The organism is Streptomyces sp. CRN 30 (assembly GCF_034105845.1).
The window spans coordinates 20,525-39,980 of sequence record NZ_JAVRHI010000442.1; the positions used below are offsets into that span (position 1 = coordinate 20,525).

General features: G+C 73.6%; 19 protein-coding genes. 6 read left to right on the forward strand and 13 right to left on the reverse strand.

The features are described from left to right. Positions 1-59: 59 nt before the first annotated feature. A complete protein-coding gene (locus UW392_RS49245; RefSeq protein WP_320781919.1) occupies positions 60-494 on the reverse strand; it encodes a MarR family winged helix-turn-helix transcriptional regulator in 435 nt (144 codons plus the stop codon). Positions 495-619: 125 nt separating this feature from the next. Between UW392_RS49245 and UW392_RS49250 the strand changes: the two genes are divergently transcribed. After that, positions 620-1,642 carry an NADP-dependent oxidoreductase gene (locus UW392_RS49250; RefSeq protein WP_320781920.1) on the forward strand — a complete coding sequence of 341 codons (1,023 nt, stop codon included), beginning with the start codon at positions 620-622 and terminating at the stop codon, positions 1,640-1,642. A gap of 63 nt (positions 1,643-1,705) precedes the next feature. Here the strand turns inward: UW392_RS49250 and UW392_RS49255 are convergent, their stop codons facing one another. Continuing rightward, positions 1,706-2,887, reverse strand: a complete 1,182-nt coding sequence (locus UW392_RS49255; RefSeq protein ID WP_320781921.1) for a serine hydrolase domain-containing protein — start codon at positions 2,885-2,887, stop codon at positions 1,706-1,708. A 286-nt stretch (positions 2,888-3,173) separates the two neighbouring features. Here UW392_RS49255 and UW392_RS49260 point away from each other — a divergent pair, with 286 nt between their 5' ends. Further along, complete coding sequence (locus tag UW392_RS49260; RefSeq protein ID WP_320781922.1) at positions 3,174-4,064, forward strand: hypothetical protein; 891 nt, start codon at positions 3,174-3,176, stop codon at positions 4,062-4,064. Positions 4,065-4,124: 60 nt separating this feature from the next. Continuing rightward, positions 4,125-4,943, forward strand: a complete 819-nt coding sequence (locus UW392_RS49265) for an EI24 domain-containing protein (protein ID WP_320781923.1) — start codon at positions 4,125-4,127, stop codon at positions 4,941-4,943. Here UW392_RS49265 and UW392_RS49270 read toward each other — a convergent pair. Both UW392_RS49270 and UW392_RS49275 read right to left on the reverse strand, forming a co-directional pair. Next, entirely contained in the window at positions 4,919-6,187 is a 1,269-nt protein-coding gene (locus UW392_RS49270; protein WP_414497536.1) for a pyroglutamyl peptidase, read from the reverse strand. The two genes, UW392_RS49265 and UW392_RS49270, sit on opposite strands and share 25 nt — an antisense overlap. A gap of 117 nt (positions 6,188-6,304) precedes the next feature. After that, entirely contained in the window at positions 6,305-6,910 is a 606-nt protein-coding gene (locus UW392_RS49275; protein ID WP_320781925.1) for a TetR/AcrR family transcriptional regulator, read from the reverse strand. Between the two features lie 121 nt (positions 6,911-7,031). On the opposite strand from UW392_RS49275, the gene UW392_RS49280 reads away from it, so the two are divergent. Next, positions 7,032-9,485: a beta-glucosidase gene (locus UW392_RS49280; protein WP_320781926.1), complete on the forward strand. Its 2,454-nt coding sequence runs from the start codon at positions 7,032-7,034 to the stop codon at positions 9,483-9,485. Between the two features lie 23 nt (positions 9,486-9,508). Here the strand turns inward: UW392_RS49280 and UW392_RS49285 are convergent, their stop codons facing one another. Together UW392_RS49285 and UW392_RS49290 are read right to left on the reverse strand one after the other, a co-directional pair. After that, positions 9,509-10,480, reverse strand: coding sequence for an aldose epimerase family protein (locus UW392_RS49285; protein ID WP_320781927.1), 972 nt, complete (start codon positions 10,478-10,480; stop codon positions 9,509-9,511). Between the two features lie 14 nt (positions 10,481-10,494). Beyond that, a complete protein-coding gene (locus UW392_RS49290; protein ID WP_320781928.1) occupies positions 10,495-11,379 on the reverse strand; it encodes an SGNH/GDSL hydrolase family protein in 885 nt (294 codons plus the stop codon). 291 nt (positions 11,380-11,670) lie between these two features. On the opposite strand from UW392_RS49290, the gene UW392_RS49295 reads away from it, so the two are divergent. Beyond that, entirely contained in the window at positions 11,671-12,165 is a 495-nt protein-coding gene (locus tag UW392_RS49295) for a DUF3145 domain-containing protein (RefSeq protein WP_320781929.1), read from the forward strand. Between the two features lie 131 nt (positions 12,166-12,296). On the opposite strand, the gene UW392_RS49300 is transcribed toward UW392_RS49295, so the two are convergent. From UW392_RS49300 to UW392_RS49320, 5 genes are all read right to left on the reverse strand, one after another. Further along, entirely contained in the window at positions 12,297-13,568 is a 1,272-nt protein-coding gene (locus UW392_RS49300; RefSeq protein ID WP_320781930.1) for a beta-ketoacyl-[acyl-carrier-protein] synthase family protein, read from the reverse strand. Positions 13,569-13,688: 120 nt separating this feature from the next. After that, positions 13,689-13,937 carry an acyl carrier protein gene (locus tag UW392_RS49305; protein WP_152787270.1) on the reverse strand — a complete coding sequence of 83 codons (249 nt, stop codon included), beginning with the start codon at positions 13,935-13,937 and terminating at the stop codon, positions 13,689-13,691. 80 nt (positions 13,938-14,017) lie between these two features. Beyond that, positions 14,018-15,049 (reverse strand): ketoacyl-ACP synthase III, encoded by a 1,032-nt coding sequence (locus tag UW392_RS49310; RefSeq protein ID WP_320781931.1) that lies wholly within the window; start codon positions 15,047-15,049, stop codon positions 14,018-14,020. A 17-nt stretch (positions 15,050-15,066) separates the two neighbouring features. Continuing rightward, entirely contained in the window at positions 15,067-16,014 is a 948-nt protein-coding gene (locus UW392_RS49315) for an ACP S-malonyltransferase (protein WP_320781932.1), read from the reverse strand. A gap of 89 nt (positions 16,015-16,103) precedes the next feature. Beyond that, positions 16,104-17,324 carry a helix-turn-helix domain-containing protein gene (locus UW392_RS49320; protein ID WP_320781933.1) on the reverse strand — a complete coding sequence of 407 codons (1,221 nt, stop codon included), beginning with the start codon at positions 17,322-17,324 and terminating at the stop codon, positions 16,104-16,106. Positions 17,325-17,440: 116 nt separating this feature from the next. Here UW392_RS49320 and UW392_RS49325 point away from each other — a divergent pair, with 116 nt between their 5' ends. Further along, positions 17,441-18,094 (forward strand): pirin family protein, encoded by a 654-nt coding sequence (locus UW392_RS49325; RefSeq protein WP_320781994.1) that lies wholly within the window; start codon positions 17,441-17,443, stop codon positions 18,092-18,094. A gap of 11 nt (positions 18,095-18,105) precedes the next feature. On the opposite strand, the gene UW392_RS49330 is transcribed toward UW392_RS49325, so the two are convergent. Both UW392_RS49330 and UW392_RS49335 read right to left on the reverse strand, forming a co-directional pair. Next, positions 18,106-18,930 (reverse strand): serine hydrolase domain-containing protein, encoded by an 825-nt coding sequence (locus UW392_RS49330; RefSeq protein WP_320781934.1) that lies wholly within the window; start codon positions 18,928-18,930, stop codon positions 18,106-18,108. Positions 18,931-18,939: 9 nt separating this feature from the next. Beyond that, the gene (locus tag UW392_RS49335; protein ID WP_320781935.1) at positions 18,940-19,419 is read right to left on the reverse strand and encodes a GNAT family N-acetyltransferase; all 480 of its coding nucleotides are present in this window, start codon (positions 19,417-19,419) and stop codon (positions 18,940-18,942) included. Between the last annotated feature and the right edge of the window lie 37 nt (positions 19,420-19,456).

Consider the following 19,456-nt stretch of genomic DNA (forward strand, 5'->3'; position numbering starts at 1 on the left):
CGTGTCGCGCTGAGACGCGGGCCGCGCCGACCCCCGGGCCGCGCCGATCCCCGGGCCGCTCAGGCCGCCAGCATCTTCCTCAGCAGTTCCCGCAGGCCGAGCCGCTCCTCCTCGGACAGCGCGGCCAGCGGCTCCCGCGCGAAGTCCAGGGACTCCCGCAGCCCCTTCGCGACCTGGCGGCCCTCCGGGGTGGCCGCGGCCAGCTTCACCCGGCGGTCGTTCGGATCGGGCCGCCGCTGCACCAGTCCCCGCGCCTCCAGCCGGTCCACGATGCCGGTGACGTTCGACGGCTCGCACTTCAGCTTCCGCGCCAGGCGCCGCATGGGCAGTGGCTCCAGGGAGAGCAGGCTCAGCAGCCGCGCCTGGGCGCCGGTCAGCGCGTGCCCGGCGGCGGCCTCCTCGTACTCCTCGTGGTAGCGGGCCACGACGGTGCCGATGAGTTCCACCACTTCGAGGGTGAGCGGGTCGATCGGAGTAATCCTCTGCGTGGCCATGGGTACCAGGCTACCCACTTGCTTGACATGCTGAAATATCCAGGAGCATGGTTGTTTCAGATGATGAAGTAATCCAGGGCAGCCGGCCGGTCACCACCGGTCACGACAGGAAGGCGTTCCCCCACATGTCCGACACCCCCGCACTCCCCGCCACCGGCCGCGAGTGGCACCTGCTCAGCCGTCCCGTCGGCTGGCCCGAGCCCGGCGACTTCGACCTGGTCGAGGCGGAGATCCGGCAGCCCGGCACGGGCGAGGTCCTGGTCCGGAACAAGTACCTCTCCGTCGACCCGTACATGCGGGGCAGGATGTCGGCGGCCAAGTCGTACGCCGCCCCCTACGAGCTGAACAAGCCCATGCTGGGCGGTGCCGTCGGCGAGGTCGTCGCCTCGAACACGGAGGGCGTCGCCATCGGCGACCACGTCCTCCACTTCGGCGGCTGGCGCGAGTACGCCACGGTCGACGGCGAGAAGGCCGTCAAGGTCGACCCGGACGCCGCGCCCCTGTCGACGTACCTCGGCGCGCTCGGCATGACCGGCCTCACCGCCTACGCCGGACTGCTGCGCGTCGCCTCCTTCAAGGAGGGCGACTCCGTCTTCGTCTCCGGCGCCGCCGGTGCCGTCGGCAGCCAGGTCGGCCAGATCGCGAAGCTGAAGGGCGCCTCCCGGGTCATCGGCTCCGCCGGGTCCGACGAGAAGGTCAAGCTCCTGGTGGAGGAGTACGGCTTCGACGCGGCCTTCAACTACAAGAACGGCTCCGTGTACGAGCAGCTCAAGGAGGCCGCGCCCGACGGCGTCGACGTGTACTTCGACAACGTCGGCGGCGACCACCTGGAGGCCGCCGTCGGCCGCCTCAACCTGAACGGCCGCATCGCCGTCTGCGGGATGATCTCCGGCTACAACAACACCGAGCCGGCCCCCGGCCCGAAGAACCTCATGCGCCTCATCGCGACCCGCGGCCGCATCGAGGGCTTCCTCGTCGGCGACCACTACGACCTGCAGCCGCAGTTCGTCCAGGAGGTCGGCCCCTGGGTCCGCTCGGGTGAGCTGAAGTACCGCGAGACCGTCGTCGAGGGCGTCGAGAACACGCTGGAGGCGTTCCTCGGGGTCCTGCGCGGCGACAACACCGGCAAGATGATCGTCAAGATCTGACCGGCGGCCCCGCACCCCGCGCGAGGACCGCGGGGTGCGGGGCGTGTCCGCCGGACCCGCGCCTCACTCCTGCCTCAGCGCCGCCGAGTGCACCGCCCTGACCAGCCGCGCGTTCTCCGGAGCCGCGCCGCCCGGGAAGGACATCCGGCGCCGGGTGTACCCGTACGCGAGACCGCTGCGCGGGTCCGCGAACGCCTGGGCGCCGCCCGCGCCACTGTGCCCGAAGGCCCCGGCACCGAGGAACGGGTACCAGTTCTCGGCCGTGGCCTGGAAGCCGAGCCCGTACGCCTTGTGGGCCCGCAACACCAGGTCGAAGCCGATCGAGTGGACCTGCCCGACCTCGGCGGCCGTGTCCGGCGCGAGCAACGGAGGGCGCCCGTCCAGTACGCCGACGGCCGCCGCGTACATCCCGGCGAGCCCGCGCGCGGAGGCCACACCGCCCGCCGACGCCGGTCCGGCGGCGCGCATCGCACGGGAGTTGGCGTGGTCCAGGAGGTCCGTCGGGTCCGGTGCGTGCGAGTTGAACGCGATCGAGGTGATCGTGTGCGGCCCCGTCGGGGCGGAGTCGAGCACCGCCTGCTGCTGCGGGGTCGGCTCCATCGGCCGCACCGGGCGGAAGCGCGGCTCGTGCTCCTCGGGCAGGCCCAGGTGGAAGTCCAGCCCGTACGGGGCGCGCACCCGCTCCTCGTACACCTCCTGGAGCGTACGGCCGGTCGCCCGCCGCACCACCTCGCCGGTCAGCGCGCCGATGACCAGCGCGTGGTAGCCGAAGGCGGCGCCGGGGCGCCAGTACGGGCGCTGGCCGGCGAGCCGTGCGGCGACGCGCCGGTCGTCGGCCAGCTCCTCCCGGCTCAGGCCGGCGTCGCAGCCGACGAGCCCCGCGCGGTGCGCCAGCAGCTGCCGCAGGGTCACCGTCCCCTTGCCCGCCGCCGCGAACTCGGGCCAGTAGTGCATGACCTCGCGGTCCAGCTCCAGGGTGCCGTCCTGGACGAGGAGCGCCACCACGAGGTGGGCGGCCCCCTTGGTGACGGAGAAGACACCGTGGAGGGCGTCGCCGCCGGTGTCCGGGCCCGCCCACAGGTCGACGACCCGCCGCCCGCGCACGTACGCGCAGAGCTGCCCCTCGTAGTCCGGCCGCTCCTCCGCGACCACCGCGGCGTACTCCTCGCGCACCGCCTCGAAACCCTCGGCGACCGTGCCGTGGACGGCCGCCGCCCCGGCGTTCTCCGCTGACTCCCGTGTCACCCGCAGTCCTCCTCGGTCCGGCTCACCGGCGTCCATGCCCGCCCCGCCGGGAGCCGCGTCCCGGCAGGGGCGTGCGTGTCTCCCGGCGCCTCCTGGTGTCCCCCAGTGTCCCCTGGTGAGGGCGGTGCCGACAGGCTCGGTCCACCCGTTCGACTCCCTCGCACCAAGAGGGCGCCGAAGTCACGAAAGCCTCGAACAGGACGTGCCGGGCGGAGCCGACAGGGCATGCTGGGGGCGGCACTTCGGCACGGCACAGGTGAGGCTTCGCGCGAGGCGAGGAGGGCCCATGTCCCCGATACCGTCGCTCCCCGGCATCCCCGGTGTGCACACCATCCCCAGCCGGGAGGACGTGGTGCGGCTGGCACGCAGCACCACCCAGATCACCGGCCAGCTCCTCGACACGGCCGGCAACATCACGAAGATCGCGGTCAACACCTTCGACCCGCGCGCCGGCTCGGGCGCCGAGGTGCTGCGCGTCCTGCGCCGGACCACCGCCGAACTGGCCGAGGCCAGCGCGTCCCCGCAGGCGCAGGAGGCCTTCTACCGCATCGTGGACACGCTGTCCCGGCTCGGCAGCAGCGGGGCGCCCCTCGCCGTCCACCCCGTGAGCGAACCGGCGCAGGCCCTGCTCACCGCACTCGGCGACAGCCTCCTCCCGGTCGTCGACGCGGTCGAGCCCGCGGTGGAGGAGGCGGCGGACGCCCTGGGCGAACTGGTGGAGGCGACCTCACCGCTCATCCCGGCCACCGCGGGACTGGCCGCGGGCGCGCTGCTCGCCCTGACCCCGCTGATCCGGGCGGCCGCCGAGATCCTGCGCGACTCGGCACCCGAACTGCGCCGCATCGCCGACGCGTTGACCACGGCGCTGACCCCGCTGGTGCCTCTCCAGGTGGCCCTCGCGGAGCGCGCGGCGGCCGCCGGCGCCGGAGTGGTCCGCGCGGCCCTGCCCCCGCTCGCCGACCTCACCGAGGCGGCCGCCGCCACCACGAGGGCGGCCCGCCCGGTGCTGGTCGCGGGCGAGGAGATGGTGGTCGCCGGTCTGGAGCAGCTCCAGCCCCTCCTGATCGCCGGCGCCTCCCGCGCGGGCCGGATCGCCCGCGCCGCGGCGGTGCGGGTGCAGGCGGCGGTGTCCCCGGCGGCCGATCAGGGCATGGTGGTGGCCGTCGCCCCGGCGTGACGCCGGGGCGGGGAACCCGGGCCGGCGGACGGCCGCCGCGGCCCGGCTAGAGTGCACCCCATGCGCGATCTACGGGTGGGATTCACGTACTTGCTCCGCGGCCAGCGATGGGTGGCCCGGCACGGGAAGCAGTACGGCTTCGGGCTGATCCCGGGCCTGATCACGCTCGTGCTGTACGTGGCCGCGCTCGTCGCCCTAGCGCTGTGGGGCGCGGACTTCGTCGGCTGGGCGACCCCGTTCGCCGACGACTGGACCGACCCCTGGCAGGGCCTCTTCCGCGGGCTGCTGACCGTCGTGCTGTTCGCCCTCGGCCTGCTGCTCTCCGTCCTCACCTTCACCGCGGTGACCCTGCTCATCGGCGACCCCTTCTACGAGAGCCTCTCGGAGAAGGTCGACCGCGACGTCTCGCCGGACGGCACCGCCCCGGAGTCCGGCCTGTCCTTCGGCCGCGACCTGTGGATCTCGGCCCGCGACAGCCTCCGCATCCTCGCGCGCGCCCTGATCTGGGCCGTCCTCCTCTTCGCGCTCGGCTTCGTTCCGGTCGCCGGGCAGACCGTCGTCCCCGTGATCGGCTTCATGGTCACCGGGTTCTTCCTGACCGAGGAGCTCACCGCCGTCGCCCTCCAGCGCCGCCGCGTCGAACTCCGTGAGCGCCTGGCCCTGCTGCGCGCCCGCAAGACGCTGGCCTGGGGCTTCGGCACCCCGCTGGGCCTCGCCTTCCTGGTTCCGTTCGTCGCCGTCCTCCTGATGCCGGGCGCGGTCGCGGGCGCCACGCTGATGGCCCGCGACCTGCTCGGCGAGGAGATCCAGGAGGACGGCGACGGGGAGGCCGACGGCCGGGTGCGGGACGGCGGTCAGCCGGAGACCGCGACGTCCTGATCCGAGGCGCTCGGGGCGTCCGCCCCCGCCGCGACCCGCACGATCTCCCGCACCTGGTCGATGATGTCCAGCCGGTTCCGCACGAAGTCCGGATCGGTGACCGTGCCCGTCTCCGGGTCGGTGTTGCCCGCCCCGAACTCCAGGATCGGCGTGTGCACATGGCCGCCCGGCAGGGTGCCGTGCAGGCCCAGCCGGTCGCGGAGCAGCGTCGCGCGGTAGGCGATCTCGTTGGACAGGTAGTCCCCGCCGCCCCCGGCACGCGCCGCCGAGCCCGGGGTCGGCCCCTCGGGCCGCGTGACGGACTGCGTGCCGCCCGCCGGGACCTCGGTGACGCTCGTGTTGTCGTACACCGGGAAGCGGCCCGTGTCCGCGGCGACGATCTCCGTGTACGGCAGGGTCGTGGACGTCCACTGCGGCTGGGTGGCGGGGTCGGTGACCGGGACCGTCCCCGTGCGGGAGAGGTTCTCGTTGTCGGCGAAACCGCCCCGCCAGGCACCGTTGGTGCGCTCGACGTCGATGCGGCCCGCGCGGCCCTGGCTGACCGTCGTGAACACGTCCACCTGGGGCAGCACCGGCCGCAGCGCCCGCTCCACCTCCCCGTCGGCGAAGTCGTCCCAGCGCACCGGGAAGAGGGCCGTCTCGATGCGCGCCGGACCGTCCGCCGTCCGGATCGTGGTGCCGTCCAGGGCGAGCGCGGTGGCGCCGGAGGGGTTGGAGATCCGGGTGTCCCGGTCCAGGGTGAACGGGTCGAAGCCGGTGACCAGGATCCGCTTCACGCCCTTGGCCCGCGGGTAGTGCACGGAAGTCTGCCCGCGCGAGGTCCGCTCCACCGTCTCCAGGAGCCGGTCGCGCTGGGCGTCCGTCAGCCGGAACCCGGACGGCTCCCAGCCGCGCACCTCACGGGTCATCCCGAGCCGCGCCCAGTACAGCGGCCGGTCGTCGTCACGGCTGAGGTCCCCGCGCGCCGGCCCGCGCCCCTGCGCCCGGTCCACCGCCTGCCGCCACAGGCGCGCGCCCGCGCGGTCGGCGATCCGCTCGGCCTGGGCGTACGAGCGTGCCCCGGCCAGCGAGCGGGCGAACGCGGGTGCCACGGAGTCGAACCCGGAGCGCCGCAGGATCTCCTGGGGTGCGTCCCGGTCCAGGCGCTGTTCCTCGACGGTGGGGGAGGCCGCGGTGGTCTGCGTCCGCGCGGGCCCGGCCGCCGTGGCCGTCGCCGGTGCCGCCAAGCCCGTGAGCAGGGCCATGCCAAGTATGCCGATCCGGACATGTGTGGTTCTCAAGGGGTTCCGGCTCCTTCTGTCGCCGTGTCGTGGGGGACGGCGGCAGTATCGCGTGATGATCGCCGCGGACGCCAGGGCCGATCAGTGCCCCGGCCCGGCGCCCGGCCCCTCGTCCGCCCCGCCCAGCAGCGCCACGAAGTCCCGGAACGCCCCCGGCATGTCCACCGCCTCCGGGTCCAGCAGCCACTGGTACTGCAGCCCGTCCATCGCCGCCACCAGCAGCGGAGCCGCCCGCTCCGGGGTGAGCCCGCCCGGCAGCCGTTCCCCGTACTGGGTGCGCAGCACGGCCGTCATGCTGGCGCGCACCCGCTCGTACCGCTCGGTGAAGAACCCGCGTGCGGGGTGGTCGTCCGTGACGCTCTCGCCGAGCAGCGCGGAGAACGTCTGGACGATCCCGGGCCGCATGACGTTGTACTCGACGAGCGCGGCCAGCAGGTCGAGCCGCCACGGGCTGTCGGGCACCGCGTCCCACTGGTCCCGCTCCTTCAGCACCGCGACGAGCAGCGCGTCCTTGGTGGGGAAGTGGTGCAGCAGGCCCTGCTGGGTGAGTCCGACCCGCTCGGCCACCGCGGCCATGCTCGCGCCCCGGTAACCACGCTCGGCGATCACCTCCAGAGCGGCCCGGACGATCTCGGCACGCCGTTCCTCGCTTCTGGCCCTGGTGCTCATAGCGGCACCGTACGGCAATCGGGTGGAACCCCATCCTCCGTGAGGTAACGGAGAGGTAACGAAAACTACTGCGTTACAGGGTTCGGGGCAGGATGGAGACATACCCGGACGTCACCGCTTCGACGAGGAGACACCGCTCATGGCCCACCCCCGCTCCCAGGCCCACGACCCCGCCCGGGAGGCGGCCGTCGAGGCCGCCCTCGGCCGGCTCGACCTCGACGCGAAGGCGCGGCTGCTCGCCGGCCAGGACATGTGGTCGCTGCCCGCGCTGCCCGAGATCGGCCTGCGATCGCTCGTCATGTCGGACGGCCCGATCGGGGTACGGGGCGTGCGCTGGACCGCCGACGACCCCTCCGTGGCACTGCCCTCCCCGACCGCGCTCGCCGCCACCTGGGCCCCGGACCTCGCCCGCCGCGCCGGGGTGCTGCTCGCGCAGGAGGCCCGCCGCAAGGGCGTCCACGTCCTGCTCGCGCCCACCGTCAACCTGCACCGCTCCCCGCTCGGCGGCCGCCACTTCGAGGCGTACAGCGAGGACCCGTACCTGACCGGCCGGATCGGCACCGGCTACGTCCGGGGCGTGCAGTCCGGCGGGGTCGGCACCACGGTGAAGCACTTCGTCGCCAACGACGCCGAGACCGACCGCTTCACGGTGGACAACCAGGTCTCCGGGCGCGCCCTGCGCGAGCTGTACCTCGCGCCCTTCGAGGCCATCGTCGAGAACGCCCACCCCTGGGGCATCATGACCGCCTACAACCAGGTCAACGGCGTGACGATGACCGAACACCGCTATCTGGTGAACGAGGTCCTGCGCGGCGAGTGGGGCTTCGACGGCTTCAACGTCTCCGACTGGATGGCCGCCCGGTCCACGGTGGGAGCCATCGAGGGCGGCCTGGACGTCGCGATGCCCGGCCCGCGCACCGTGTACGGCGAGGCCCTCGCGAAGGCGGTCAGGGACGGCGAGGTCGCGGAGGCGACGGTCGACGAGGCCGTGCGCAACGTCCTCCGCCTGGCCGCCCGGGTCGGCGTCCTCCAGGGCGCCGAGCCCGCGGTGACGGAGCTCCCGGACACCGTCGACGGCGCGGCCCTGGCCCGCGAGATCGCCCGCCGCTCCTTCGTCCTGGTCCGCAACGAAGTCCGCGACGGGGCGCCCGCCCTGCCTCTGCCATCCGGCGGCTCGGTCGCCCTCCTCGGCGCCGCCGCCCGCGACGCCCGCGTCCTCGGCGGCGGCTCCGCCACCGTCTTCCCCGACCACGTCGTCTCCCCGCTCGACGGCCTCACCGCCGCACTCCCCGAGGGCGCCCTCACCTACGCCCTCGGCGCCGACCCGAACGAGGAACTCGCCGTCGCCGACCAGGGCTTCGAGCTGCGCGCGGTCTGCCGCGACGCCGACGGCACCGTCCTCGGCACCGGCTCCGCCCCGAACGGCGCGGTCCAGTGGATGGGCTCCGACCTCCCCGAGGGCGTCACCCACGAGAAGCTGCACTCCGTGGAGCTGACCGGCACCTTCACCCCGCGCGAGAGCGGCCCGCACACCTTCGGCGTCAAGGGCATGGGCGCCTTCACCCTCGCCGTGGGCGACACGACGTACTTCGACGACGTGCAGCGCCCGGCCAAGGACGACCCGTTCGAGGCGTTCTTCGGCGCCCCGGTGGAGCGCGGGCGGGCCGAGCTGACGGCGGGCGAACCGGTCGAGGTCTCCCTGACCTACGTCGTCGAGCTCCCCGACGACATCCCGATGAAGGTGATCACCTTCGCGCTCTGCCACCAGGAGCCGCGACGCGACGCGGACGAGCTGATCGCCGAGGCCGCCCGGGCCGCCCGCGCCGCCGACACCGCCGTCGTCGTGGTCGCCACCACCGACCGCGTCGAGTCCGAGGGCTTCGACCGCACCGACCTGCGGCTGCCCGGCCGCCAGGACGACCTGGTGCGCGCCGTCGCCGCCGCCAACCCGAACACGGTCGTGGTGGTCAACTCCGGCTCCCCGGTGGAGCTCCCGTGGCGGGACGAGGTCGCCGCGGTCCTCCTCACCTGGTTCCCCGGCCAGGAGGGCGGCGCCGCCCTCGCCGACGTCCTCACGGGCGCCCACGAGCCGGGCGGCCGGCTCCCCACCACCTGGGGCTCGCTGACGGACGCCCCGGTCACGAAGGTCGTCCCGGAGGACGGCGCGCTCCCGTACACGGAGGACGTGTTCATCGGCCACGCCGCCTGGGAGAAGGCGGGCCGCACTCCCTCGTACGCCTTCGGCCACGGCCTCGGCTACACCGACTGGGCGTACGAGTCGGTCGACGTGACCGGCACGACCGTGACCGTCCGCGTCCGCAACTCCGGCGAGCGCGCGGGCCGTGAGGTCGTCCAGGTGTACCTCGCGCCCACCGAAACCGGTCCCGCCCGCCCGGCCCGCCGGCTGGCCGGCTTCGCGTCGGTCGAGGCGGCCCCCGGCGAGAGCGCCGAGGCCGTCGTGGAGCTCCCGGAGCGCGCCTTCGAGATCTGGGACGAGGAGGCGGGCGCCTGGACGCGTGCGGAGGGCCTGTACGAGGTCGAGGCCGGCCGCTCGGTCGCGGACCGCCGGCTGACGGCGACCGTGGTGGCCTGACCGGTTGGCCGGACCGGTGGCGTCTACCGCACGGAGAAGCCGTACACGGTCTCCGAGCGGTAGACCTCGCCGGGCCGCAGCACCGTGCTCGGGAAGTCCGGCCGGTTCGGCGAGTCGGGGAAGTGCTGGGTCTCCAGGGCGATGCCGGCGCCGGGCGCGAGGGGCTCGTCCAGGTGGTCCGCGGTGTACAGCTGGATGCCGGGTTCCGTGGTCGCGACCGTGAGGACCCGCCCGGACGCCGCGTCGTGCAGCTCGGCGACCTCCACGGGCCGGTCCGTCACGCCCTTGTCCAGCACGAAGTTGTGGTCGTAGCCGGAACCGGTCTTCCGCGCCTGCCGGAAGTCGAACTCCGTGCCCGGCACGTCCTGCGGGGCGCCGGCCGGGATCAGGTCCGCGTCGACCGGGGTGAACCGCGAGGCCGCGATCCGCAGTTCGTGGCCGCCCGCGTCGCCGGTGCCGGCCAGGTTCCAGTACGTGTGGTTGGTCAGGTTCACCACGGTCGGCGCGTCGGTGACCGCCTCGTACGCGATCCGCAGCGCGCCGTCCCCGTCCAGCGTGTACGTCGCCGCGACCTCGAGGCGGCCCGGGAAGCCCTCCTCGCCGTCCGGGGAGACCCGCGTCAGCCGGACGCCGTGCTCGACCGGCGCCACCTCCCACACGTGCTTGTCGAAGCCGCGCTCACCGCCGTGCAGCGCGTTGGGCCCGTTGTTCCGCGCCAGCTCGTGACTCCGCCCGTCCAGCTCGAAGCGGCCGCCGGCGACGCGGTTGGCGTACCGCCCGACGAGGGCGCCGAGGTAGGGCTCCGGGTGAGCGAGGTACCCCTCCAGCTCCGCGAACCCCAGCACCACGTCAGCGGCCGCGCCCGCCCGGTCCGGCACCTCCACCGACTGCACGGTCCCGCCGTACGACAGGACGCGGACCCGGGTGCCCGCCCGCTCCAGGGTCCAGCGGTGCACCGGCGTGCCGTCGGAAAGTGTGCCGAAGAGTTCGTTCATGTTCGAACTCTAGGTCACTCCTCCGGGGCCGTGACCGCCCGATGGGCGATCTCCGCCAGCCGGGCCTGCCCCTCGACGCTCGGGTGGAACCAGTCCCACGTGCTGAGCTCCGTGGTCCCGAAGCGGTAGTCGAACACCGCGCCCCCGTCGAAGCGGCACCGCCGGTCCTCGGCGCACACCTCCTCCAGCACCGTGTTGTACGCCTCCACCCGCTCCCGCACCGTGTCGCGCCGCTGGTTCGCCGCCGAGTCCACCGCGTCCGGGTCGGCCAGCATCGACGGGCAGATGCCCAGCGCCCAGACCTGCTTGCCGAGCGGGTTGGCCCGCCCCTCGGACCACAGCCGCTTCAGGTCGGGCACGCTCGCCACGTACACCTGGGCCTTCGGCGCGTCCTTCCGCAGCGTCTCCATGGCCTTCTCGAACGAGGCACGGAAGGCGGCCACCGGCGTCATGTCCGCCGTGGTCGGACGGCACGCGTCGTTCGCGCCGGCCATCACCGTCACCAGTTCCGGCCGCTCGGCCGCCGCCTGCTTCATCTGGGCCGGGAGGTCCGCCATCCGCGACCCGCTCACCGCGTGGTTCCAGCTCCGTTCCGCCGCCCCGGACGCGCCGAGGAGCCGTACCGCCAGGCTGTCCACGGCGGGGTCGCTGCCGGTCGCCCAGGAGACCTTCGGGCAGTCCGACAGCACCGAGCAGGCGTCGAAGCCCGTGGTGATGGAGTCCCCGACGGCCGCCAGGGAGCCGGGCGAACGGTCCCACACGGGCGTGGGGGAGGGGCTCGCCGTCGAGCCGCCCGGGGCGGGGGAGCCGTCGTCCGGGCCGCCGCAGCCCGCCGCCCCCAGCACCGCCGCCGTCAGGGCCGCGAGCAGCACCCGCGACCGATGGCGTCTTCCGCGCATCCCCTGGTCCCCTCGTTCGTATACGGGACGGTCACCCCGGCCCGTGCCGCCGTCCTCGACCGTCGCCGGGCGTTCCGCCCGGTCAGCACGGGTCCTCCCGGACGGCCACCGCCCCGGGGGACATTTCCGACCCCCGGTCGGAAACCCGCTCACACGTCTCGCCGGGTGAAACCTCGTCGTTTCCCGGCACCGGCTCCGACGGTACGTCACACTCCCCGGCCCGCCGCACGGTAGCCTCGCCACGTGGCTGCCCTGCCGCTCCCCGTTCCGCCAAGTTACTAGGGAGGCCCGGTGACGACACGTGGAGTTCTGTACGTGCACTCCGCGCCACGCGCGCTCTGCCCGCACGTCGAGTGGGCCGTGGCGGGTGTCCTCGGGACGCGCGTCAGCCTCGACTGGATCAGGCAGCCGGCGGCACCGGGCACCTGGCGGTCGGAGTTCTCCTGGCAGGGCGAGGCCGGCACCGCCTCCCAGCTCGCCTCCGCGCTGCGCGGCTGGCACCTGCTCCGCTTCGAGGTCACCGCGGAGCCCTGCCCGAACGCCGAGGGCGAGCGCTACAGCTGCACCCCCGACCTGGGCATCTTCCACGCGGTCACCGGCATCCACGGCGACATCCTGATCCCGGAGGACCGGTTGCGCGCCGCCCTGGTCCGCGCCCAGCGCGGCGAGACCGACCTCGCGGCCGAGATCGCGCGGCTCCTCGGCAAGCCCTGGGACGACGAACTGGAGCCCTTCCGCTACGCCGGCGAGGGCGCCCCGGTGCGCTGGCTGCACCAGGTCGTCTGACCGTCCGGCGGGAGACCCGTCCGGCAGGAGACCCGTTCGGCAGGAGCCCCTGAGGACCCGTCAGGCACGCGGAAGGCCCCCACCGGGCGGTGGGGGCCTCCTCATGTCCGTACGGCCGCGGGGGCCGTCCCTCAGACCGACCTGAACGCCAGGACCACGTTGTGCCCGCCGAACCCGAACGAATCGTTCAGGGCGGAGATGCGGCCCTCCACGGGCAGCTTGCGGGCCTCCCCGCGCACGACGTCGGCGTTGGCCTCGGCCTCCGGGTCGATGTTCTCGACGTTGATCGTCGGCGGGGCGATCCGGTGGTACAGGGCGAGGATCGTCGCCACGGACTCCACGCCGCCCGCGCCGCCCAGCAGGTGGCCGGTCATGGACTTGGTGGCGGAGACCGCCATGTGGTCCGTGTCGTCGCCGAAGACCTTGCGCAGCGCCTTCAGCTCGGCGATGTCACCGGCCGGGGTCGAGGTGGCGTGCGCGTTGACGTGCACGATCTCGGCCGGGTCCAGGTCGGTGCCCGCCAGCAGGTGCTGCAGCGCCTGCGAGATGCCGCGGCCCTCGGGCTCCGGCTGCACGATGTCGTGGCCGTCGGCGGAGATGCCCTGGCCGACCGCCTCCGCGTACACCCGGGCACCGCGCGCGGCGGCGTGCTCGGCGGACTCCAGGACGATGACGCCGGCGCCCTCGCCGAGGACGAAGCCGTCCCGGCCGGTGTCGTAGGGACGCGAGGCGCCCTCGGGGTCGTCGTTGTTCTTGGACATCGCCATCATGTTGCCGAACGCGGCGATCGGCAGCGGGTGGATGGCCGCCTCGGTGCCGCCCGCGACGACGATGTCGGCGCGGCCGGTGCGGATCATCTCGATGGCGTAGCCGATGGCCTCGGCGCCCGACGCGCAGGCGGAGACCGGGGTGTGCACACCGGCGCGGGCGCCGACGTACAGACCGACGTTGGCGGACGGGCCGTTCGGCATCAGCATCGGCACGGTGTGCGGGGAGACGCGGCGGACGCCCTTCTCCTTCAGCACGTCGTACTGGTCCAGGAGGGTCGTCACGCCGCCGATGCCGGAGGCGATGACCGCACCGAGCCGGTCGGGGTCGACCGTGCCGTCGTCGGCGGCCTTCTCCTCGAAACCGGCGTCGGCCCACGCCTCCTTGGCCGCGATCAGCGCGAACTGCGCCGAGCGGTCCAGGCGGCGGGCCTGGGGCCGCGGGATCACCTCGATGGGCTCCACGGCGATCTGCGCGGCGATGCGGACCGCCTGCTCGGCGGCCCACTCCTGCGTGAGGGGGCGGACACCGGAACGTCCGGCGACCAGGCCCTCCCAGGTAGTGGCAACGTCGCCACCCAGCGGTGTTGTTGCGCCGATACCGGTGACGACCACGGTGCGATTGGTCGGGCTCACGGGAATTCTTTCTCCAACGGATACGAGGATTCGAACGGCGCCACCGCCGGGTGGCGGGGCAGGACACCGGGCCGACCACGGGATCGGACCCGGTGCCTTCAGCCCGGGCCGATCCGGGGATCAGGCCTGGTGCTTGAGGATGTACTCGGTGGCGTCGCCGACCGTCTTGAGGTTCTTGACGTCGTCGTCGGGGATCTTGACGTCGAAGCGCTCCTCGGCGGCGACGACGACCTCGACCATGGACAGCGAGTCGACGTCCAGGTCGTCGGTGAAGGACTTGTCCAGCTGGACGTCCTCAACCGGGATGCCGGCGATCTCGTTCACGATGTCGGCGAGACCGGCGACGATCTCTTCCTGAGTGGCGGCCATGTGGGCGCTCCTTCGTAGATTTCCAGAGGGTGGGGCGGTGTTCCCGCGCCGGACCGCGTCCGCGGCCCGGCACGGAGTGCCTAGGGGAGGGTAACGACCGTCGCGGCGTACGCGAGACCCGCCCCGAAGCCGATGACGAGCGCGGTGTCGCCGCTCTTCGCCTCGCCGGTCGCCAGGAGCCGCTCCATGGCGAGCGGGATCGAGGCGGCCGAGGTGTTGCCGGTGGTACGGATGTCACGGGCGACCGTGACGTGCTCCGGCAGCTTGAGTGTCTTCACCATCGAGTCGATGATCCGCACATTGGCCTGGTGCGGGATGAAGACGTCCAGGTCGTCCGGGCTGATCCCGGCCGCGTCCAGCGCCTGCTGGGCGACCTTCGCCATCTCGAACACGGCCCAGCGGAACACCGCCTGGCCCTCCTGGGTGATCGCGGGGAACTTGACGTTGCCCGCGCTGTCCAGCGGCAGGTTCGCGACGTCGCCGACCCCGAACTCGTTCCAGGGCACCGTCTGCTTGATCGTCTCGGACTTGTCGCCCTCGGAGCCCCAGACGGCCGGGCCGATGTGCGGCTCCTGGGAGGGGCCGATCACGACCGCGCCCGCGCCGTCGCCGAACAGGAAGGCCGTGGCCCGGTCCTCCAGGTCGGTCAGGTCGCTGAGCCGCTCCACGCCGATGACGAGTACGTACTCCGCCGAGCCCTCGACGACCATGCCCTTGGCGAGCGTGAGCCCGTAGGTGAAGCCCGCGCACCCCGCCGACACGTCGAACGCGGCGGCCTTGTCGGTGCCGAGCCGGTCCGCGATCTCGGTGGCGACCGCCGGGGTCTGGCTGAAGTGCGAGACGGTCGCGACGACGACCGCGCCGATCTGCTCGGCCGAGACGCCGGCGTTCGCGAGGGCCTTGCCGGACGCCTCGAGGGACATCGCGGCGACGGTCTCCTCGGGGGAGGCCCAGTGCCGCGTCTCGATGCCGGAGCGGGAGCGGATCCACTCGTCGGACGAGTCGATCTTCTCCAGGATCACCTCGTTGGGCACCACCCGGGTCGGGCGGTAGCCGCCGACCCCGAGGATGCGCGCGTACGGGGCGCCCTTGCTGGGCCTGATCTTCGACATGCTCTTTGGGCTCCTTGTCAGGCGCCCGCCGCGTCAGCGGCAGGTGTCGACGCCTCGGCGATGAGCTCGCGGGCGGCGTCGAGGTCTTCGGGTGTCTTGAGCGCCACGGTCCTCACACCGGGCAGGGCGCGCTTGGCGAGACCGGTGAGGGTGCCGCCGGGGCACACCTCGACCAGGGCGGTGACGCCCAGCTCCTTGAAGGTCTCCATGCACAGGTCCCAGCGCACCGGGTTGGCGACCTGGCCGACGAGCCGGGCCAGTACCTCGGTGCCGGTGGCGACGGCCTGCCCGTCCTTGTTCGACACGTAGCGGACGACCGGGTCGGCCGGGGTCAGCGCCCGCGCGGCCTCGGCCAGCACGTCCACGGCGGGGGCCATGTGGTGCGTGTGGAAGGCGCCCGCGACCTTGAGGGCCACCACGCGGCGGACCCCCTCGGGCTTGTCCGCCGCCAGCGCGGCCAGCTGCTCCTGGGTGCCGGCGGCCACGATCTGGCCCGCGCCGTTCACGTTCGCCGGAGTCAGGCCCAGCTTCTCCAGGTGCGGGACCGTGGTCTCCGGGTCGCCGCCGAGCAGCGCGGCCATGCCGGTCTCCGTGACGGCGGCGGCCTCGGCCATCGCCAGGCCCCGCTTGCGCACCAGCGTCAGGGCGGCCGTGTCGTCGAGGACGCCCGCGAACGCGGCCGCGGTGAACTCGCCGACGCTGTGACCGGCGACCGCGGCGGGCGCGAGCCCGGCGATGTCACCGAGTGCCGCGGCGGACAGGAGGCCGGCCGCGACCAGCAGCGGCTGCGCCACCGCGGTGTCGCGGATGGCGTCCGCGTCGGCCTGTGTGCCGTAGTGGGCGAGGTCCAGACCGATGGCGTCCGACCATGCGCCGAGGCGGTCGGCGGCACCGGGGAGGTCGAGCCAGGGGGTCAGGAAGCCGGGCGCCTGGGCGCCCTGGCCGGGAGCGACGAGTACGAGCACTCTCACACTCTCTCTTGGAGACGGGCGAGGCCGCCCGTGGGGACAGGGACGAAGAACATGAAGGGGTTTTGTGGAACCCCGACAAAACACTAGGACTGCGGATCCCCATCGGCCAGACGCCCCAGGATCAGCGCGATGCGCAGTGTGAACGCGGATCGCACATCCGAAGGTGACCAGCCGGTGACGTCCGTCACACGTCGAAGCCGGTAGCGCACGGTATTGGGGTGGACGAAGAGCATTCGTGCCGCCCCCTCGAGACTGGACGCTTGTTCAAGGTAAACGCTGAGCGTCTCCAGTAGCGCGGAACCGGCCTCCTCCAGTGGTCTGTAGATCTCCTCCACCAACTGCTCACGGGCGTGCGGGTCACCGGCCATGGCGCGCTCCGGAAGCAGATCGTCCGCCAGCACCGGCCGGGGGGCGTCCTGCCAAGCGGAACACGCCTTCAGCCCGGCCGCCGCGGCCTGCGCGGAGCGGGTCGCCGCCAGCAGGTCGGGCACGATCGGCCCGGCCACCACGGGCCCCGCCGCGTACGGTCCGATCAGCGACTTCGCCACCTGCAGCGGATCCTCGCTGCCGCCCGCGATCACCACCAGCCGGTTGCCGAGCACCCCGGTGAGCACCTGCAGCTTGGCGTGCCGGGCGGCCCTGCGGATCGCCTCCACGGTCAGCTCGCTGTCGCCGTCGGGCGCCGTGCCGAGCACCACGCACACGTTGTCCGGCGAGCTCCAGCCGAGCGCCGAGGCCCGGGACACGGCGCCCTCGTCGGCCTCGCCGGACAGCACGGCGTTCACCACCAGCGACTCCAGCCGGGCGTCCCAGGCACCGCGTGCCTCGGCGGCCTGCGCGTACACCTGGGCCGTGGCGAAGGCGATCTCGCGGGCGTACACGAGGAGCGCCTCGCGCAGCACGGACTCGTCACCGGGCGCCACCACCTCGTCGATGGCGCTCTCCATGACCTCGATGGTGGTGCGCACCATCTCGACCGTCTGCCGCAGGGTGATCGCCCGGGTCAGCTCGCGCGGTGCGGTGCCGAACACGTCGGTGGAGATGGCCTGCGGCGCGTCCGGGTACCGGAACCACTCGGTGAAGGCCGCGATGCCGGCCTGGGCGACGAGCCCGATCCAGGACCGGTTCTCCGGGGGCATCGCCCGGTACCACGGCAGCGTCTCGTCCATGCGCGCGATGGCCTGCGCGGCGAGGCGTCCGGACGACTTCTCCAGTCGCTTCAGCGTTCCGGAGTGCGGATGGGCGTCGCGCGCGCGGGCGTCGAGCGAGTGCGGATCGGAGTTGCTGGATTCGGGTTCGGGCACGGGACAAGACTGCCTCATCCGGACGGCGGTGTGCGGCGGCGGGTCGCGTGACAGTTCGGGCGAGGCCCGGACGAAGGCCGTACGGCGCCCTGAACCGGGCTACGGTGGACCCCGTGATGGACGTACGGCGCGCCGCCGACCGCTACCGCGGAGGCGACCCGGCGGCCGGGATCGAGTCCCGGCACGCCTTCTCCTTCGGCCCGCACTACGACCCGGCCAACCTCCGCTTCGGCGCGCTCCTGGCCTGCAACGAGGAGCGGCTCGCCGCCGGCGCGGGCTTCGACGAGCACCCGCACAGCCACACCGAGATCGTGACCTGGGTGGTGGAGGGCGAGCTCACCCACCGCGACTCCACCGGCCGCGAGACCGTCGTCCGTCCCGGGGACGTGCAGCGCCTCAGCGCGGCGGGCGGCGTCCGCCACGTCGAGCGCAACGACGGCGACGAGCCCCTGGTCTTCGTCCAGATGTGGCTGGCCCCGCGCGAACCCGGCGGCGACCCGGCGTACGAGGTCGTCCGCGCCCTCGCCGACGCCAGGCCGTACGCGGTCCCTCGCGCGGGCGCGACGCTGCACGTACGGCGCCTCGCGGCGGGTGAGCGCACGCCGGTCCCGCACGCCCCGCACCTGTACGTGCACGTGGTGCGGGGCGAACTGCGCCTGGACGGCGCGGAGTTGGGTCCGGGCGACGCGGCGCGCCTCACGGACGGGCGGGGCCTGACGGCGGAGGCGGGCGCCGGCCCGGCCGAGCTGCTGCTCTGGGAGATGACCTGAGGGCCTGTGCCCTACCTCTGGCGCAGCTCCGCCAGCACCGCGTCCGTGAACGGTGTCCACGCCTCGATCGCCCACGGCCCGAAGGCCCGGTCGGTCAGCGCCACGCAGGCCGCGCCCGCGTCCGGGTCGACCCAGAGGAACGTGCCCGACTGCCCGAAGTGGCCGAAGGTCCGCGGGGAGGACGAAGTGCCCGTCCAGTGCGGGGACTTGCCGGCGCGGATCTCGAAGCCGAGGCCCCAGTCGTTGGGGTTCTGGTGGCCGTAGCCCGGCAGGACGCCCTTCGTGCCCGGGTACTGCACGGTCATCGCCTCCGCGACCGTGCGCGCGTCCAGCAGCCGGGGCGCCTGCACCTCGGCGGCGAACCGCACCAGGTCGTCCAGCGTGGAGACGCCGTCCTTGGCGGGCGAGCCGTCGAGCGTCGTGGAGGTCATGCCCAGGGGCTCCAGCACGGCCTGGCGCGCGTACTCGGCGAACGGGATGTCGGTGGCCTTCGCGATGTGGTCCCCGAGCTGCTCGAACCCGGCGTTGGAGTACAGCCGCCGCTCCCCGGGCGCGGAGGTGACCTTGTGCTCGTCGAAGGCGAGGCCCGAGGTGTGCGCCAGCAGGTGCCGGACCGTGGCGCCCTCGGGCCCGGCCGGCTCGTCCAGCTCGACGGCCCCCTCCTCGTACGCGACCAGCGCGGCGTACGCGGCGAGCGGCTTGGTGACGGAGGCCAGCGGGAACCGGTGCCCCGCGGGGCCGTGCGCTCCGGCGACGGTGCCGTCGGCGCGGACGACCGCCGCGGCGGCGGTGGGGACGGGCCAGTTCTCGATCTGCGCGAGGCTCTGCAAGGGCATGACCCGAGCCTAGGCGGACGGCAGCCGCAGCCGCATCGAGGGGTCGGGCTTGCGGACGAAGCCGAGGGAGGCGTACAGGGGTTCGGCCTCGACGGAGGCGTTGAGGTCGACGTGGACCGCGCCCCGCTCGCGGAACCACTCCAGCAGGCCCTCCATGCACGCGCGTGCGTAGCCCCGGCGGCGCGTCCCCGGGTCGGTGGCGACGCTGAAGACGTGGCCGACGGCGCCGTGGGGGTTGTCCGCGCGCCCGATCCGGTACTCCAGCGTCCCGGCGGCCAGCGCGGCGAGCGCGCCCGGCCGCCCGGGGTGGTCGACGACGAACGCGGCGAAGGAGCCGTGCGGGTCGTCGAGCCGGGCGCGCAGGGTCGGCAGGGACAGGGCGTGCCAGTCCGTGGACGGATCACCGGAGTGCACCGATTCGATCATCACCTGACGCAGCCGGAGTACCTCCGCGGCGTCCTCGTGCGTGGCACGGCGTACGAATGTCATGATCCGCACGGTAGTCACCGGGTGCCGCCGGCGTCCT

Bases quoted from the DNA above. Each gene is read 5' to 3' on its own strand.
- UW392_RS49280 (WP_320781926.1), top strand. From the start codon at position 7,032: ATGGCCCACCCCCGCTCCCAGGCCCACGACCCCGCCCGGGAGGCGGCC.
- UW392_RS49265 (WP_320781923.1), top strand. From the start codon at position 4,125: ATGCGCGATCTACGGGTGGGATTCACGTACTTGCTCCGCGGCCAGCGA.
- UW392_RS49310 (WP_320781931.1), bottom strand. From the start codon at position 15,049: ATGTCGAAGATCAGGCCCAGCAAGGGCGCCCCGTACGCGCGCATCCTC.
- UW392_RS49325 (WP_320781994.1), top strand. From the start codon at position 17,441: ATGGACGTACGGCGCGCCGCCGACCGCTACCGCGGAGGCGACCCGGCG.
- UW392_RS49260 (WP_320781922.1), top strand. From the start codon at position 3,174: ATGTCCCCGATACCGTCGCTCCCCGGCATCCCCGGTGTGCACACCATC.
- UW392_RS49285 (WP_320781927.1), bottom strand. From the start codon at position 10,480: ATGAACGAACTCTTCGGCACACTTTCCGACGGCACGCCGGTGCACCGC.
- UW392_RS49245 (WP_320781919.1), bottom strand. From the start codon at position 494: ATGGCCACGCAGAGGATTACTCCGATCGACCCGCTCACCCTCGAAGTG.
- UW392_RS49330 (WP_320781934.1), bottom strand. From the start codon at position 18,930: ATGCCCTTGCAGAGCCTCGCGCAGATCGAGAACTGGCCCGTCCCCACC.
- UW392_RS49270 (WP_414497536.1), bottom strand. From the start codon at position 6,187: ATGGCCCTGCTCACGGGCTTGGCGGCACCGGCGACGGCCACGGCGGCC.
- UW392_RS49290 (WP_320781928.1), bottom strand. From the start codon at position 11,379: ATGCGCGGAAGACGCCATCGGTCGCGGGTGCTGCTCGCGGCCCTGACG.
- UW392_RS49250 (WP_320781920.1), top strand. From the start codon at position 620: ATGTCCGACACCCCCGCACTCCCCGCCACCGGCCGCGAGTGGCACCTG.
- UW392_RS49305 (WP_152787270.1), bottom strand. From the start codon at position 13,937: ATGGCCGCCACTCAGGAAGAGATCGTCGCCGGTCTCGCCGACATCGTG.
- UW392_RS49335 (WP_320781935.1), bottom strand. From the start codon at position 19,419: ATGACATTCGTACGCCGTGCCACGCACGAGGACGCCGCGGAGGTACTC.